The 17,424-nt window shown below is 56.6% G+C and carries 13 protein-coding genes; 6 read left to right on the top strand and 7 right to left on the bottom strand.

Features of this window, described 5'->3' with window-relative positions:
• Window positions 1–13 precede the first annotated feature (13 nt).
• Window positions 14–1,195, top strand: a complete 1,182-nt coding sequence (locus V6582_RS23840; protein WP_156630415.1) for an OmpP1/FadL family transporter — start codon at window positions 14–16, stop codon at window positions 1,193–1,195.
• A gap of 59 nt (window positions 1,196–1,254) precedes the next feature.
• Here the strand turns inward: V6582_RS23840 and V6582_RS23835 are convergent, their stop codons facing one another.
• Both V6582_RS23835 and V6582_RS23830 read right to left on the bottom strand, forming a co-directional pair.
• On the bottom strand, window positions 1,255–2,421 hold the full coding sequence (locus tag V6582_RS23835) for an alanine racemase (RefSeq protein ID WP_156630416.1): 1,167 nt from the start codon (window positions 2,419–2,421) through the stop codon (window positions 1,255–1,257).
• Entirely contained in the window at window positions 2,421–3,710 is a 1,290-nt protein-coding gene (locus V6582_RS23830) for a D-arabinono-1,4-lactone oxidase (protein ID WP_156630443.1), read from the bottom strand. Before V6582_RS23830 ends, V6582_RS23835 begins: the two co-directional genes overlap by 1 nt.
• Window positions 3,711–3,914: 204 nt before the next feature.
• Here V6582_RS23830 and V6582_RS23825 point away from each other — a divergent pair, with 204 nt between their 5' ends.
• The 4 genes from V6582_RS23825 to V6582_RS23810 all read left to right on the top strand — a co-directional run bounded on the left by V6582_RS23825 (window position 3,915) and on the right by V6582_RS23810 (window position 8,777).
• On the top strand, window positions 3,915–4,538 hold the full coding sequence (locus V6582_RS23825; protein ID WP_156630417.1) for a TetR family transcriptional regulator: 624 nt from the start codon (window positions 3,915–3,917) through the stop codon (window positions 4,536–4,538).
• Between the two features lie 489 nt (window positions 4,539–5,027).
• Complete coding sequence (locus V6582_RS23820; RefSeq protein WP_071584492.1) at window positions 5,028–5,549, top strand: hypothetical protein; 522 nt, start codon at window positions 5,028–5,030, stop codon at window positions 5,547–5,549.
• A 206-nt stretch (window positions 5,550–5,755) separates the two neighbouring features.
• Window positions 5,756–7,201, top strand: a complete 1,446-nt coding sequence (locus tag V6582_RS23815) for an acyl-CoA dehydrogenase family protein (protein ID WP_234889553.1) — start codon at window positions 5,756–5,758, stop codon at window positions 7,199–7,201.
• 85 nt (window positions 7,202–7,286) lie between these two features.
• The gene (locus tag V6582_RS23810) at window positions 7,287–8,777 is read left to right on the top strand and encodes an MFS transporter (RefSeq protein ID WP_156630418.1); all 1,491 of its coding nucleotides are present in this window, start codon (window positions 7,287–7,289) and stop codon (window positions 8,775–8,777) included.
• Between the two features lie 193 nt (window positions 8,778–8,970).
• Here V6582_RS23810 and V6582_RS23805 read toward each other — a convergent pair whose 3' ends face one another.
• Window positions 8,971–9,480: a flavin reductase family protein gene (locus tag V6582_RS23805; RefSeq protein WP_234889554.1), complete on the bottom strand. Its 510-nt coding sequence runs from the start codon at window positions 9,478–9,480 to the stop codon at window positions 8,971–8,973.
• A gap of 59 nt (window positions 9,481–9,539) precedes the next feature.
• Entirely contained in the window at window positions 9,540–10,925 is a 1,386-nt protein-coding gene (locus V6582_RS23800) for an NtaA/DmoA family FMN-dependent monooxygenase (RefSeq protein ID WP_156630419.1), read from the bottom strand.
• A gap of 215 nt (window positions 10,926–11,140) precedes the next feature.
• On the opposite strand from V6582_RS23800, the gene V6582_RS23795 reads away from it, so the two are divergent.
• Complete coding sequence (locus tag V6582_RS23795) at window positions 11,141–12,076, top strand: helix-turn-helix domain-containing protein (protein ID WP_156630420.1); 936 nt, start codon at window positions 11,141–11,143, stop codon at window positions 12,074–12,076.
• Window positions 12,077–12,155: 79 nt separating this feature from the next.
• Here the strand turns inward: V6582_RS23795 and V6582_RS23790 are convergent, their stop codons facing one another.
• The 3 genes from V6582_RS23790 to V6582_RS23780 are packed head-to-tail and all read right to left on the bottom strand — an operon-like array spanning window position 12,156 to window position 17,271.
• Window positions 12,156–13,097 (bottom strand): DUF3313 domain-containing protein, encoded by a 942-nt coding sequence (locus tag V6582_RS23790; RefSeq protein WP_420360147.1) that lies wholly within the window; start codon window positions 13,095–13,097, stop codon window positions 12,156–12,158.
• Window positions 13,094–16,198, bottom strand: coding sequence for an efflux RND transporter permease subunit (locus V6582_RS23785; protein ID WP_337739163.1), 3,105 nt, complete (start codon window positions 16,196–16,198; stop codon window positions 13,094–13,096). The genes V6582_RS23790 and V6582_RS23785 overlap by 4 nt, the downstream gene beginning before the upstream one ends.
• Complete coding sequence (locus V6582_RS23780) at window positions 16,195–17,271, bottom strand: efflux RND transporter periplasmic adaptor subunit (RefSeq protein ID WP_156630421.1); 1,077 nt, start codon at window positions 17,269–17,271, stop codon at window positions 16,195–16,197. Before V6582_RS23780 ends, V6582_RS23785 begins: the two co-directional genes overlap by 4 nt.
• Window positions 17,272–17,424 lie beyond the last annotated feature (153 nt).

The following is a 17,424-nucleotide window of genomic DNA, read 5'->3' as shown; positions in this document are numbered from 1 at the left end:
AAGAGGGAACGAAATGAACAGACACTGTTTTTGGCAAGCACCTCAGTTTGCGCTGGCAATATGTGTCGGCGCAATATCGTTTGCGCCTTGCCTTGCACTTGCCGGAGGTTTTAGCCGAGGCGAAGCTGACACCGATATTCTCTTTACGGATGGAAACTATAGTTTCCGCACCGGAGCGATATATGTCTCACCAAGCCGCTCATTTTCAACCCTGAACGGCGCACGTGCCTCTGATAAAGCCTATTCGGATGAGTTTTGGATACCAAGCGTCGCCGTCAAGGCAACACTGGGTTCCGGTATTGCCTGCGCTTTGACATATACGCAACCATTTGGCGCATCTGCAACGTATGGAAGGGAAGCCCAGAACGCCGAATATACCACAGCTGTGAGCCAAGGATTGGCACTCGTCAATCCGACCTCAAAGATGCAGTTTTCGACGGATGAATATGGTGCGACCTGCGATGTGCGGGTCGACGCAGGGCCGGGCCGCTTTTACATGATCGGCGGCGTTTTTCTGGAAAGCTTCGAGTATAAGGAGAATACCCTTTACGGCAATATTCGATTGAAGGATGACGGTGCCTTAGGCTATCGAGTTGGTGCCGCTTACGACATTCCCGAATATGCCATGCGCTTCCAGCTCCTGTACCGGTCGCAGGTGTCGCACGATGCGGAGGGGACATTTACGCCCTCAGCGCTTGCCGCCGCCGCCGGTGTGACAGACACTGCACCTGCTAACGGAACCGGAACCCTCCCGCAGTCGATCAAGCTGTCTGCCCAGACCGGCGTGGCGCCGGGTTGGCTGGTTTACGGTTCCTTGACCTGGACAGACTGGAGCGTTCTTCAAAACTTCAGATATGACGTCACCGGGCTTGGCACAAGCGACAAGACCTTCAACTACAAGGACGGCTATACGGTCCAGATTGGTGTCGGTCATGAATTTACAGAAAAACTGTCTGGAACCATCAATGTGACCTGGGATGAAGGCGTCGGGACAGGAGCAGACATTACGACCGACACATGGTCGCTCGGACTAGGCGCCGAGTACAAAACCAAATTCGGTAAATTCGATCTCGGCACCTCCGTGTCTTACCTGACGGCCGGATCGCAGAGCGTCAGCGCCGGAGCGACCTATGATGCAACAGCCAAGCATGATTGGGCGGTCGCCGTTGGATTGGGCTATCTGATCGAATTTTGAGTATGCCAATGGATGCTCGGAATGGAACCGATGCCTGAAAATATCACAAGCCTCTTCCGTCAACCCGGCGGAAGAGTGGGCCAGGTTTCAATAATCCGGCCTTTGGAAAAAACGTGAATTCCATCGAAATGTTGCAGCACCGCCTCGCTCTGGGTCGGGCGAAAGAAAGCAAAATCGTCGGGCTTTAAGGTACTGTCGTAAGGGAGAGCCATCATCTGCTGATTGGATGAAAGCCCCCAGATCCGGTTTTCCCGCATGCCTTTGGGAAAAACCGGCTTGGCCATCCACTTGCCGCCATAGAGAAAACACCCCTTGCGCGGAAAAAAGCCTGTCGCCTGCATCAGGCTTGTCAGCAACGGAGGCCCCGGCAGGCGGACCTCCTCCACTTTCAACACGGGCGTGGCAATAAACACGGCAGGCTGCACGTCCTGAAGAGACGGCATGTCGAAATCCGTCGGCTTCAGGAAAGCCGAGCCCACGGAGACTTCATTCGCGGCACCGGCATCATGATAGGAGAGCGCGGTTTTACTGCCTCCCGTATTGACGATGGTACACGCGCCATCCGGAAAGACCGAAACAAAGGCCTTGATGCGCGATACGACTTTCTCCCTTTCCGCAGCGCCTCCGATGAGACGCGCGACCTCCGGGATATGCGCCTCATAGCCGACAAGCCCCTCTATTCTCAATTCCTTTTGCTGAATGGCGCGCGCGCAGATGGCAGCCAGCGCATCAGGCGTTTCAAACCCACCGCGATGCATGCCGGTATCCGTCTCAAACGCTATTCTGATTGTTTGCCCAGCTTCGCGCGTCAATGCCGCATATTGATCGAGCCGGTCCGGGCTATCGATCAGAAACACGGTGCGGCGCAGAAGATCATCGACCAGATGAGGAGACGCGAGCCGCATCCAAGCCGCAAGCGCTCTTATAGGAAGCGGTTTCCCGTACAGGATTTCCGCCTTCGGGAAAGCCTCCAATACGGCACAGGTTATCGGCAGATGGAAGCTCATCAGCCGCATCGTTCCGGCTTGTGTCAGAATACGCTCGAGCAATGGGAGGGATGCCAGAGACTTATCGACGACCCTTAGGCCAAGACCCGGCGCGAGACCGCGCGCAATCGTGGCAATATTTGCATCGAGCCGATCTCGGTCGACAACAAGCACGGGACGAAACAGGTCAGCCTGGGAAAGCGCATCGGAGAGCATCCGAAAATAATCGGCTTCAGCCATTACCGAACCCCAAGAAGCTTCGCCATGTAAGGCGAGATAAAGCGATTTTCGGGATCGATTTCGGATCTGATCTCCATCGCGTCCTTAAATCGCGGATAGATGCCGGCCAGATCAGCGGCTGTCAGGTTATGCAATTTACCCCAATGCGGTCGCCCGCCCCGCCTGCGAAACACGGCTTCGGCAGCAAGGAAGAACGCCGCCGGATTTTCCCCGATGCCGTGATGAATGGCTATCGAACACGTGTCACGCTTGTAGAACGGGCTTAGCCAGAATTCGTCGCCTTTGACGGCACGGACTTCAATCGGAAAATAGATCTCCGGAAAACGTTTCTCAATCAGTTCAATGATTTCCGCCAGAGCTCCGGCTCCCTCTTCGAACGGCAAATGATATTCCATTTCATTGAACTTGGTCTGGCGGTCGGTGACATAGACCTTCATCCATTCACCCACGGCTTCCTCATCGGACAGCTTTGCCATGGCATTGCCGATCAATTTGCGCCGCAAGCCCGGAAACCAGCGGAGAAAGGTTCTGATTTTTTTCAGCGTCGCAATAGCGTCCTCGTCCTCCAACGTGACTTGAAAACCACCCTGCCCGTCAGCGATATCCAATGTCTGAAAAACAGCATGATTGGCAAAGGGAACAAAGAAAACCTCCGCCGATCGATGGGCTGCCATCAGGCTTTCGAAGTTTTCAAGCGTATCGCCAATCGGCAGCATTGTCCGCTTGCGGCGCAGATTATAAGCCGGGACATTCTGAAAGGTGACGGCCGTCAAGGCTCCGAAACTACCAAGCGTCACACCGGTCGCATGGATCATCTCGTCATCGCGTCCGGCTGTAAATTCCCGGTGCATACCGCGACCATCGATGAATTGCATGCCTTTCAACTGCGAATGATAAGCGCCCAGGCTAAGTCCCGAGCCATGCGTTGCCGTGCCAAGCGCGCCAGCGACAGACTGTTTGTCGATATCGCCCATGTTGGGCAGCGCTTGACCAATCCCGGCGAGCAATTCCGTCAGATCGCCAAGCTTGGTGCCCGCTCCAATCGTTGCCGTCAGGGCATCACGGTCATAATCGATCAAGCCGGATAGAGCCGACAGATCCACGATCGTTCCAGGGGTTGAGACAAGCGGCGTAAATGAATGGCCCGAACCAACGAGCCGGAGCGGTCCAGGCGCCGAGAGGATGGCACTCTCCAGTTCCTCCTTGGTCCTGGGACGAAGAATTGCTTTCAGTTTGGTCTCCACGCTGCCTGACCAATTACTCCACGACAAATTGTCGCCTGGAATCATCATAACCTCCCCTGTTTATAAGAGTCCTCTTTGGCCACGCCGACAGGCAAGCCTTGAGGCCATATTCATGCAACTCCAATCATTTCTGCTTTCTCGCTGTGCGCCAGCATGCCCATTTGCTATGGTAATCGAGAAAAGCTGACACTGTGTCAATTTTACTTTGGCCTATGACGCGATTTTGTCAACGAGAAAGGGGAGCATGCCATGACGAGCGACCAAAAGGCATTGCGGAGGCAACCCCGCCAGGAGCGCAGCAGAGATCGCATTGATGATATCCTTTCGGCAGCAATGGAGCTCATCGGTCAAAAGGGCAGCGCTGCTGTCACCATGCGCAGCATTGCCTCCGCGAGCCACATGCCTCTGGCGACCGTCTACCATTACTTCCCAAACAGAACCGCAGTCATCGCTACGCTTTTTGAGCGATATTCCGAGGGAACACGCGAAGTCATCGATACGGCTCTTCAGGACATCAAGGATGCCTCTGGTATTGGCGATACAGCGGAAGTGATCGTCGATTTTTACTATAATCGCGTCCGGAATGACCCTGCCGTGCAGGACCTGCTCGACGCCATTCATGCGGACAAGGCACTGCATAATCTCGACATCGAGGAAACCCTCAGGCAGGCCGATCAGTTCAGTCGGAGCACAGAGGTCTTTCTGGCGGAAAGTTGCAGGCAGGAATATGCCCGCGCCGTCTATTTGCTGTTCCAGCTCGCCAGCGCTGCAATTCGTCTGGCCTTGCATGAGAATGACGAAAAAGGCGCTGTGATCATTGATGATTATCGACGTCTTATTCGTGGCCGGTTCAGCCAATTCGAACAGCTATAAGATCGGGAATGGGCCGGCTATTCCATGTTTTGACAGCAAGCTGACGGACATCAAACAGCGGACAATGTCTATGTCCGAGCCCCATAGCCCCACTTGTAAACGCTCGGTCCCACTCTGTTTTCACGAGGGCCACCGTCGGCAAAAAGCGCTTGACATTTCTGTACTGTACCGTTTAGATCAGTTTCGGAGGGATTGATCTAAAAAGCGCCTTTGGGTTGCGATCAATCAAAGGAGGAGTTCACATGTCCACACAGTCGCGCAATATGCGCCCTATGCTTGGTAAGCCGTGCGTTGTCCGGCGGTACCCTTCAGCTGAAATGCCAGTCAAACTGATTGACCGGATTGAATCGCGACATCCGCGAAAAGCCTAGGACAAATCATTACCCTATATGCCGACGCCGTGTCACGGTGAACGGATTTGTGCGCCGACTTAGATGTCGTCATTGCGCTTTAGCGCCTTAAAATACCAGAAACAAAGGACCCCAGACAGTGAGCGGATTCACAATTGTCAACGGCATCGCTGAGATCAGCGATCCTGCTATCTACACCAACTGGCTTGACAACGAAGAGTTCAAAGCCGCGGTCGCGGCCGATCCATCGCCAGAGCGCACAGCGATCAAGCGGTTACTGATCGAGTTCGAAGCCGACCTTTCCAGGATCGTCCGTGACAATGTCGTGAAAGAGCGGGTCGTTGAGGTGATGACGAAGTACATCGCCGAGGACTACATTCAGCACGACCCAAACGCATTCGGCCATGGCCGTGAAAAACTCATTGAGCAATTCCGACTGGTGCCTATCGCCGGCTCGACTCCGCCGCCCGTGGTGAGCGTCATTCTCGACGGCGAGGTCGGTTGCCTGATGATGCGCGAGCTCGCGCCCGATCCGGTCGTGCCGGGTGCGGTTTACGAATGGAACATCCTGACTGTCTTCCGGGTCCACAACGGCAAGATCGCGGAACATTGGAGCACCTTCCGCAAGGTCGTTCCCGGTCAAAACCCGATGGGGAATTGAGAATATAGAAGACGATCGCGCGCCAGATCTGTGGACGAATTTGGCCGGGTTCGCCGACATCGCCGACATCGCCGACATCGCCGAGTAGAGTTTGTCAGGGACCAAGTGAAAGCCAATATCCCCGAAAAGACAAACGAAAACAAGAGAACCGAGCGTGTGTCTGGCTCGATCTGAACCTGGCATACTCTTGTAAAGTGGAGCAACCGATGACCTTGCAAAACAAACCGCCTGTAGGGGGTCTTCCTCCGGAGTTTCCACCGCTGGCAGGGGCCCTGCCCCAACAGCCGAAATTTCCAGACTCGCCGTATCTCAGTGAGATTGGGCGTCGGATACGCGACGACATTCTCGAGATGCTGCCGCTGTTGCGCAAACATGCGGCTGAGAGCGAACAGCTCGGCGCGCTTGCACCGGAGACGCTAGCGGCCGTCGATCGCTCCGGTGCCTTCAAGATCACCATCCCGACCGAGCTTGGAGGCTATGCATTGGGCGCTCGCGATGCTGCGGAAATCGTCAAAGCACTTGGCCAGGGCGATGCTTCCGCCGGTTGGCTGGTGATCGTCTCAAGCGCGGCCAGAAACGCTCTGGGCTTTGATCCAAAGGCCCGCGATGAGGTCTTCGCCGGCATTCAAGATTGGGTTGGGCCAATCATGTTTGGCGCCACTGTCTTCGCGCCCAAGGTTGGCGACGGTCGCAAGGTCGAAGGCGGCTACATGGTGCAGGGAAAATGGTCCTTCGGCAGCGGTTGCAAACATGCCGCCTGGGGGGCTGTCGGTTTCGAATATGACGACCCGGCAAGCGGAGCGCGGCTGCGCGCCATGGGTATCCTGTCACGCGACCAATATGAAATCGTCGATGACTGGCATGTCATGGGCCTGCAAGCGACAAATTCAAACAGCGTCCGGGCCGACCAGGAGATTTTTGTTCCTGACTACCGCGTTGTTCACACCAATGACCTGCCGCGGATAATGGACTCATTGAAGGGAAAATATTCTGGGCTAGCCTTCAAGCACAGCCCGATTGGCGGCATGGTCGCCATGACATGCACCTTCGCCGCCCTCGCAGTCGGCATCGCGCAAGGCGCCCTCGACTCTTTCCTCGAACAGGCAAAGAAGCGGCCACCCTTCAACCTTCCCTATAAGACGATGTCGGAAATGGCCTCCATTCAAATGGTTGCCGGTAAGGCGCGCGCCGTTATCAACGGAGCGAATGCCGTGCTCTGGCGCCACGCCGACGAAATCGACCGGCGTGCGATTGCAGGGGAAGAGTTTTTCCCCTGGAACGAACCCGAGATCACCATGGACCTTGTCCACCAGATCCACGAATGCCTGCGCGTGGTCGACGGGCTCCTACTCGCACTTGGCTCATCTGCTGTCGTCCTCAGCAATCCGTTGCAACGCGCCTTGCGCGATATCCATGTGCTGGCGACACATGGTGCGTTCCGGATCGATCCAATGGCCGAAATCAACGGACGCGACATGTTCGGTCTCGAACCTTTCCCGATGATTGCCGCCCTGAGTTCACCTCCTCCGGGCTTACCTCCTACTGGTAAGGGTCCATCGCAAATGCCTCCTCCGGGCATGACACCGCCGCCCGGCATGGCGCCACCACCAGGCATGGCCCCCCCACCAGGTATGACACCCGCGCGAGGTTAAGCCTCCCTACCGGTCGCCATCATCAATTTCGGATAGCGCGGTCATCACCGTCGGCGTCCGCCTTCACTGAGTTCAAGGAGTTCCGATGTCTCAAACGGATCTATCTATGGCGAAGGGGCTTCCCGCTACGCCCTATTCAAGTGGAACAATGCCGGCGCGCGATGGCGCTCCGCCGAAAGTCAGCTGGAAACAGTATATCGCCGACTTCGTAAAGGCCCCCAGCAAGGCAAAAGCCGCACTTGTCGGCAGTCTTCTTCTTGTGGCCATGGGGCCGGCTGGCCTCTCGGCGCTCACTCCGTTCGTGGTGCCTGCATTCGCGATGAAAACCGGGACGCCGCTGCCGGAAGCTATGCTGATGTTTGTCGCTTTGCCACTGATTATCGGTCCGCTCGTCCTGCCTTTCGCCGGACAATGGGTCGATCGGTTGGGTGCCCGACGTGTCGCTCTTCCCGGGATCGTCCTCTACGCACTTCTCACGGCGATCATACCGCTTGCGGCGGGCAAGCTCTGGCTGATGGGAATACTTCTCGTTCTCGCGTCGATTTTTGGATTTGGGTCCAGTTTGGGTATAGCGTTCAAGGTGATTTCCGAGTGGTTCCCCAAGCATCGGGGCGTCGGTTTCGGTCTTATCGGGGTCGCATCCAGCCTGTTCAGCGCAATTTTTTCTCCTCTGTTCCAATGGCTTGTAAACGGCAATGCGCCGGTGTCACTACCAATGATGCCAGGCATGGGCACTGAAGCGCCATCCAAACCCGCAGCGGTGGTTGCAGCCATCGACCCCAACATTTACGCCGGGCTTGGCTGGAACGGCGCCTATTACGTGATCGCAGTCGCAATCGCCGTCATCGGTATCCCCGCGGCCCTTTGGCTTATCTCCGAACCGAAGGTGAGCACGGCTGCGGAGGTACCGAAGACCGTGGATGCCAACCTGCCCGGCGTGCCGTTCAAGAAGGCCATTCCGACACGTGCCTGGATCTCGATCACGCTGTTCATCGCATTCGCCGCCGCCGGGCCGATTGCCATGCGCCAGAACGCAGTGGACTTCTACGGCCAGACCGGTATCGATCCGGCAACCGTGTCTCTTGCGCTGTCCTTATGCTTCAGTACATCGGTTATCGGTTTGCTCGCCGCCGGAGCCGTCCTTGATCGGGCAAATCATCCCTGGGTGGTCCCGGTTCTCCTGGCGACGGTTCCGATCGGTCTGGCACTTGCCCTCGTAAACAGCGGCAATCCTGCGCTTCTCTATCTTTCCATGGCGCTTCTCGGTTTCGCAACCGGCGCAGAATCCACTCTCGGTCCGACATTGATCGCCAGGTATTTCGGGCTGAAGTCCTTCGCCGCCCTGCAAGGTCTCAGCCTCGCGATCACCTCCCCGGCCTTGGCATTGGCGCCATTCCTTGTCAGTGTGGTCAAGACAAGCTCGGGCAGCTATGTCGGTCCACTGCTGATGCTGACTGGAATCGCCCTGGTCGCGGTCGTTCTCGCTGCCATGCTTCCGAGATACCCGAAACCATGGGTGCTCCATCAGCCCTCGGCAGACACAGGGCCCAGCCGGGCGACAACGGCAACCTCGTAGGCCATATCTTGCTCAACCGGGCCAACCCAGCCGCAGGGCTTGTTTCACAATGCCAAGGGTCATTAAAAATGACCCTTGGCATTCCTTTGCAAATGCCTCAAGCCATTGATGCAGTTGATTTATTTTTACTCTCTTCGATGCGGCAACGCATTGGTATCTTCAAGGCCTTTGGCTTAAGAAGCGACCACGCGGTTCACGCTACTTTCGCCAGAGGCATCATGTTGCGGTCGAAATAGATCAGCGGCAGCTTGTCCTTGTCACCGGATGCGACATGGACATTGCAGATGAAGATCGTGTGCGTGCCTGACTGCATTGTTTCATACACAGAACAGGTGAAGCGCGCGCATGCACCTTGAAGCGATGGCTGCCCAAGGTCGTCCTCAGCCCACTCGCCAATGTCGAACCGCTTGTCCTGAGCAACCTTTCCGCCAAAAGCCATTGCGACATCCTGCTGGTCGGTGGCAAGGATGTTCAGCGTTAGCCTGCCATTCTGCTGCAAGAACGGATGCGCCGAAGCGGTCACATTCACGCAGACCAGCAGTCGCGGCGGCTCCTGGCACACCGAGCAGGCAGCGGTTACGGTCAGACCCCCCCGCCCGGCAGGGCCATCAGTTGTCACCACTTTTACGGCTGCGGCCATCATAGCCATTGCGTCCTTGAACTGCACATCATCAGCAGCACCCATATGGATTATCTCAGACATTCCAATCCCTCCAGAATTGATAGGCGGGGAACCCGGCGTCAGCAGGCTCCCCTGCGACATTATTCAGCAGCAGCCTGGGTGGATTGGGAAAACGCACCGCGATGTGCCGCCCCGGGATGGTTATCTGGAAGACGCGGGCCGTGACCGAACAGCTTTTGCCGCAAAGGGCCTTCGGCATAGTCACGCTGGGCAAGGCCACGGTCCTGCAAGACCGGCGTGACGTGATCGATGAAGTCGATATAGGTGTCGGGATGCAATTGGCAGATCATGTTGATGCCATCAATGCCCGCATCCTGCCAAAGCGCCAATTCGTCAGCGATACTTTCCGGCGTGCCGACAATACGGCAATTGTAGGAAAGCGCGTTTGCAACCTCCTTGACGGTGGCCTTTTCGCCATTTGGCTTGCCCATCTCGATCATGCGTGCGTAACCTTGCAGGCCATCGAGACCGGACTCATCGACTGGCTTGTCGGGGTCGAGATTGGAGAGATCGACACCCATATCGCGGCTGACATGCGCGGCGAGGCCTTCATAGCTGACCCATTCGTCGATCTCCGCTGCCTTTCGCTCCGCTTCTTCCATCGTGCTGCCGACGACGAAGGACAGGCCCTGAATGAACTTGAGGTCTTCGGCACCGCGTCCCATTTGCGCCGCCACCGCCTTGGTGCCAGCAATTCCGATCCGGGCACCGTCGACATTCGGATAGAGAACGAAGGTTCCTTCCGCATGCTGCGCCGCGAACTGGCTTCCACGCTTGGAGGCCCCGGCCTGATAGAGCATCGGCGTCCGCTGCGGAGAAGGGCTGACGAGATGCGGCCCCTGCACCTTGTAACGCTCTCCGACATGGTTGATCCGATGCACTTTGGTATGATCGCTGAACACGCCGCTTTCACGGTCTGCGATCATCGCGCCGTCCTCCCATGACCCTTCCCAGAGCTTGTAGAGAACGGACATATATTCGTCCGCCCAGTCGTAGCGCTGGTCATGGGGCACGATCTTGTCATAGCCGAAATTGCGGGCGGCATTGTCTGTCACGCTTGTGACAATGTTCCAGCCGATGCGGCCACCGCTGATATGGTCGAGGGTCGAGGCCTTCTTTGCAAACGCGAAAGGATGCTCGGACAGGATCGAACTGGTGAAAACAAGGCCGAGGTTTTTCGTTACCCCCGCAAGGGCCGCGCACAAGGTGAAGGTGTCGTTACAAGGCATGTGAAGACCTTGCTCGAAATAAGCATCCCACTTGCCATCATAGGCCGGATCGATGCCGAGAATATCCGCGAAGAACATCGCGTCGAACCGCCCCTCCTCCAGTTTTGTCGCCAGCGTTGACCAGGTCTCGAACTCGTTGAAGCGGGCGAGTTGATTTTTCGGATGCCGCCATGTCCCGTGGTAGATGTGCGAGGGAACGTTCATCGTGAAGCAATTGAAAATAAGCCGTTTGCGCATGTCTGCTGCTCCTGTTGATCTTTGTTGCTCCTCCCAAAACAAAGATTATGAGACAGATCGCCTCCCGTCTTGGCTGACAGTGAACACCGACTATGCTGACCGTGCAGGGAAGCCATCAGCCTTTCGAATTCGCGGCACTGCCGTTTGCGAGCCCCATCAGATGACTGGCATGATAATTGCTTCAAATTCGGGAATTGTGCCCCGGAGGCGATGACATGGCAGTCTGGAACGCGAACGAAATGCCGGAGCGGGACCGCTTTCCCTATTGGAGGGAGGTTCTGTGCGAAGCCTATATCGCCCTCAATCCCACTCTTGAGGGCGAGCAGCGCTTCAAGGGGGAGGTTAAGGCCAATCTTCTCGATTGCATCAACGTGACAACCATTTCATCGAGCCGGCAGAAGATCCATCGCAGACCCCTGGATATCAGCCGTATGCCGCACGAAGTCTATTTTCTCAATCTTCAGGTAAAGGGACAGTGCCGGATGATGCAAGGCTCCCGGGCAGCGCTGCTGGAGCCGGGTGATTTTTCGCTTGTGGACTCAACCGAGCCTTATCTCAACGATTACTGTAGCGATGACTGGACCCAATATTCCTTCCGCATCCCGCGAGCCATGCTCAAACCGTTGCTGAAGCAGGCAGACAAACAGACGGCAATCCGCTTTACCAGTGCGCATCCCATAGCGTCCGTCGCCATCGACTATCTGAAATCCGTCGCGCAGAATGCGGAGCACATTGGATCTGCCTCGACCCCGATTGCAAATCACATCGTTGATCTCGTCGCCTTGACGGCAGGCGTGTCCACAAGCGAAGAAGACCGCGCCCGTGGGACACTCAGATCGCAACTTTCCCGGTCGGTTATCCAGTTTATTGGCGCGCATGCCGCAGACCCCACACTGACCCCCGCCAAAGCAGCGCAGCATTTCAAGATATCTGTCCGCTACGTCCACCGTCTTCTTGAGGAGAGCGGCGAGACCTTCAGCCGGCTGCTGCTCAAGCGGCGTCTGGAGCGATGTGCCGACGATCTTCGTGCTGAGGCCGCTATTTCGATCAGCGAAATCGCGTTCCGTTGGGGCTTCAACGACCTTTCGCACTTCAGCAAAACCTTCAGGCACCATTTCGGAGTGGCTCCTCGCGACTATCGGGGCCAGTAGGCGGCGCTTGCGGCGCCGTCTATGCGACGAAGCAATCGACGATAACGCCGATCCGGTTCATCTCCCCAAAGGCATGACATCACCTGGTTGGGCGATCTGTCCAGGACGGCGGAGCGCCAACGACTCCGGCCAGAACACCCCGGAGACCCGGCGCCCGCCCAAACGCCTCACACGCCGCATTTTTAGGCTTTCCACCCAGCTGCGACTTCAATTTTTGTCCCGAGGGCAAGGAAAGGTCCAAACCGGAGGATTGTCGGCCTTTTACCAGTATCTCTGAGAACTGGCTGGCAAATGACGATGCAAGACCATAGGCGTCACCGACTTCTGAAACACGCGCAGTGTTGGTGATGGAATTTGCACCGCGGGACCAGACGATGGCCGCTCGTTGAGCACCTTTTGCGTCAACCGCCTCCGCCTCGACAGCAAGGCCTCCCAGTCCGATCGGCAGGCGCGGGACACCTACGGGAAGAACAAAGGAGGTTCCCAATGTGACTGCGGTCGACAGGCCCGCCACGGCTTTGCTGGTCGGGACTATGTCGGTTATCACGGCGTGAATGGTAAGATCAGCTGCCTCTCCGGGACCAACGACCCGGTATTTGTCACTGAGATCGATACACATTGCGCGATCCAGAGCATTGGAGACCAGCCTGTCATTTCCGGCGTCATGGAGCCTCGAAGAGGCAAGCGGCGACAACCGTGTGGGAGAAATGGAAACCGTTTGCGCCGCCAGTATAGCCGGGGTGTCAGCAAAACTGCGCGATTTGCTGACCCGACCTACAACGGGCCCCAAGCCTTTATAGGAGGAAAGCGTACCGGACTGGGTGAGCGGAACGGAGCTACACCCAGCCAATGCCAGCACAAGCAAGAGACCCACTGCCTTTCCCTTGGCCGACTGACCATGGAAAACAGGCGAGTTGGGAGTTTTCCTATCGACTAGATGCGTCTGCATTTTCGTGACTTTCATGAAATGGATGGTTTTTTGAAATTGCGGTTCCGGCAGATGTCGAACGATCGTCTTCACGGTTGAGCCTCCGCCTTGCCATCCGGATCACTTTTCGAGCGCGATTTTTGTTCAGCAGCCAGTAGCAACGACATCGCACAAGGCAGTAGCGTCAGGGTCAGCATGGTTGCCACGGCAAGCCCGCCAATGATGGCAAAGGCCATGGGGCCCCAGAAAATCTCGGCGGCAATCGGGATCATGCCGAGAATTGCGGCACAGGCGGTCAGAACGATCGGACGGGCGCGATGGATCGAGGCAGCGATGACGGCGTCTTTTGGCGATTGTCCAAGCGCGACGTTCTGATCGATCTCCTGAATAAGGATGACGGCATTGCGAATGATCATCCCGCACAAGGCGATGACACCAAGTTGCGCGACGAAACCCATGGGCGTACCGGTCGGCCACATAGCTGCGACCACGCCGATGAGGCCGAATGGCGCCATGAACAGGGCCAAGGCCATCCTGGAAAAGCTCTGCATCTGGACCATCAACAGAACTGCAATGGCAAACAGCATCACAGGAATAACGGCGTAGATTGACGAATTGCCTTTCTCGGATTCCTCCGTGATGCCGCCTGCAATGATAGAGTAACCCATGGGAAGCTCCGCGCGTAGAGCATTGAGCTGGGCATCTGCTTGCTCGGCGACCGTGGCGGCCAACGCATTCTTTTGAACGTCGGCCTGAACGATGATCATCGGCTTTCCTTGCTGGCGCCAGATGATCGGGTCTTCCACCCCGTAAGCGACCGAAGCGACTTGCCGAAGCGGCACATAGTTTCCATCGCCGGTGCGCAGTTCGAGATTGCCGATGGTCGAGACCGAGTTACGGTCGGCTTCAACGCCCTTGACCATGACATCAACGAGTTTGTCCTTGTCGCGAACCGTTGTGACCTTTGATCCGGAAAAGACCGAGGCGATCTCGCTGGCGATGGATTCCGAACTCATGCCTAGGGTACGCGCTTCGATCTGGTTGACCTTGATCGTCACGCTTTTCTGCGGTTCGCCGGCTGTGAGATTGACGTCGCGGGTATCTGGATTTTGACCGATGATCGCAGCCACTTTTGTCGACAGGGCACGAACCTGCTGATAATCCGGCCCCGAAACCCGGAACTTCAACGGCCATCCAACGGGAGGACCGAGTTCAAGAGGCGAAACGCGGGTGACGAGATCCGAAAAATGCTCATTGAGCACCGCTTCGATCTTGCGGCGGACGGCCTCCCGTTTTTCAACGCTCTTGGCGACGACGACTGTTTCCGTGACATTGTCGTTGTCGAGTTGCAGATCCATCGGCAGATAAAAGCGAATGGAGCCTGAGCCGACATAGGTGATGAAATGATCGATATCGTGGTCGGTTCGCAAGATCGCTTCCAATTCACGCGCACGAATGTCTGTGGCGGCCCGGGATGCATTTTGCGCAAGCGTGAGACTGACCAGCAGTTCCGGTCTGTCGGAAGCCGGGAAGAACTGCTGTTTCAACTGTCCGAGCCCACCAAGGGACAGGGCAAAAGCGGTAATCGCTAACAGGATCGTCAGCCACCGATGCTTGAGGTTCCAGCCCAGTATTTTGCGATAGGTCGCCATGACGATACCCGTCTTCTTATGGGTATGCGCAAGGCTGCGCGGCAATATCCAGGTGCCAAGGATCGGCGAAAACAGCACCGCGACGATCCAGGAGGCCGACAGCGCAATCAGGATCACCATGAACAAGGAGAAGGTATATTCTCCAGCACTTGAGGCGGCAAAACCCACCGGAATGAAGCCGGCGATCATCACCAATGTGCCGGTCAGCATCGGAAATGCAGTGGTCTCATAGGCATGGGTTGCCGCAACCAGACGCGACTTGCCCTTTTCAAGGCAGGAGACCATGCTTTCGACGGTGATCATCGCGTCATCCACCAGCAGGCCCAATGCGATAATCAAGGCGCCCAGAGAAATGCGCTGAAGTCCGACACCGGTCAATTCCATACCCAGGAATGTCAGGGCAAGAACAATCGGAATGCAGGCGGTGATAACCAACCCGGCCCTCGCCCCCAGAGAGACAAAGGAGACGGCCACCACGATGATGATCGCCTCCACCAGAACCTTCATGAAGCCGTTAACGGCATCCTTGACGACCGTCGACTGATCCGCGACCTGGATCATGTCGATCCCGTAGGGAAGATTGGAGGCAATCGCGTGCATGCGATCTTTCAGGGCCTCGCCGAAGGTGAGGAGGTTTCCATCCTTGGCCATCGAAACGGCCAGAGCAATGACCTCCTTTCCGTTTACGCGCACCGAGGCGGCGGGCGGATCGGTGATCGTGCGGGAGATCGTCGCGATGGAGTCGAGCCGGAAATATCGGCTGCCAAGCTTTAAGGTTATATCTTTCAGGCTGTCTTCGGAGGCAAAGGCGCCAGTGACACGAACCGAAATCTTTTCTTCTTTGGTCTGGATGGTTCCAATCGGATTGACGGAATTCTGGGCTCTGATGGCTTCGATAGCGGCAGACGGATCGATACCCAGGCTGGCAAGCTTGCTCTGCGAGAATTCGATGACGATCTGCTCGTCCTGAGCGCCGAGAATGTTGACCTTGCCGATATCTGGCAGGGACAGGATTTCACCACGGATTGCCTCCACGCGGTCGCGCAGTTCACGTCGGTTGATCCCCTCTGCGCGGAAAGCATAAATGCTTCCATAGGTGTCGCCGAATTCATCGTCGAAGAACGGCCCCTCGACCCCTTCGGGCAATGTCGAGGTGATGTCAGAAATCTTCTTGCGAACCGTGTACCAGATACCATCGACTTCGGCGGGCGGCGTGTCGTCACGCAGGTTTACCATGATGACCGACTGGCCAGGCCGCGTGTAGCTTCGCGTATAATCGAGATGCGGCGTCTCGGAGAGCTTCTTTTCGAGTTTGTCGGTCAGCAAATTCACGGTATCTGCAGCACTAGCGCCCGGCCAGCGTGCCCCGACGACCATCGTTTTGATGGTGAAAGGTGGATCTTCATTGCGCGAGAGCTTTTGGTAGCTCAGGATGCCACTGATGATCGCGGCAAACATCAGGAAGATAACAAACGACTGATGACTGAGAGCCCATTTCGATAAATTGAACCGGGCACGCGACTGGGGTGATTGTTCGCTCACGATTGCGCCCCCTTCTCAACAGTAACCGCCTCGCCATCGCGCAATTTGCTCACCCCGGCCGTGGCGACGATGTCGCCATCGGCCAGTCCTTCAGAGATGAGCATGTCGTTTTCGCCATATCGTTCGATCTTGACCAGGCGAGCCTGGAGTGTGCTGGTTTCCGGCCGGTAGACGAAAACCGCCTGGTCCTGCCCCCGGCTGGTCAGCGCGGATGCCGGGACCTTGAAAAGACGCTTTGGCGAAAGGGTTACTTTGCCGGCAACCGCAGCACCCAGAGGCGCCCCACCCAAGGCGCCATCCAGCGTGACTTTAACCCGGTAGGTCCGCGTCGCCGCGTCGGCGGAAGGCGTGACTTCACGAACCTTTCCTTTGGCGGTCAGGGCCGGATTGGACAGGAGACTGACCTCCACGTCGCTATCGTTCAGGTTTTCGATCAACATCTGTTCTGGCACATCGAAAACGGCATCGAGTTCGGTATCTGAGCTGAGGGTCAGGACCGTTTGCCCCGTGGTCACGACCTGGCCCACATTGATGGAGACGCCTGAAACGACCCCGTCTCGTCCTGCTTTCAGATCCGTATAGGAGAGGTTCTGTTGTGCGCTCGCCAGGGTCGCGTTGGCGACCTCGAGCTTTGACTTCGCCGCTTGCAGATTGGCATCGCTCTGCTGGACCTGGGCTCGGGATACCGCATTCTTGGCGATGAGTTCCCAGTTACGGGCTGCGGTAACATCCGCCAACGCCAGATCCGACTTTGCCGCATCGACTTGCGCAGACGCGGACGCCACATTGATCAAGGCCGGTGTCTTTTCTACCGTCGCAAGCACATCACCCTTTTTGACGGATGAACCCGTCTCGACACGAAAAGCCACCTGTCCATCGATCCTGAAGCTCATCGGCGTTTCATAACGCGGACGGATCTCGCCGGTCTGGCGAAAGACTTCTCCGACAAGCTCCGATTTGACTGTGACCGCCTTAATGGCGCGAGGTGTCTTTTGCGTGCTGGCTTCATCCGAACAGGCGGTTAGAAACACGGCAAAAATGCCTGTCGTACATAGGATCATTCGTCTAAGCATGAGCACTCCAGTGTTTGCTGGCGTGCCTCTGGTGAAAGAGGCAGCAGATTAACTGCCGTTTTCTCCCACGCCCGCAGTCGGGCAGGCGTTGCATTGTGTTAAGTTTTATTAAGGCGACGCCGCAAATTCCGGTCGGCCATAACAAAACTTAAT

Source organism: Agrobacterium vitis, from assembly GCF_037039395.1.
Classification (GTDB): Bacteria; Pseudomonadota; Alphaproteobacteria; order Rhizobiales; family Rhizobiaceae; genus Allorhizobium; species Allorhizobium vitis_E.
The sequence above is the reverse complement of the archived record's forward strand: the minus strand, read 5'-3'. Positions and strand labels throughout refer to the sequence as shown.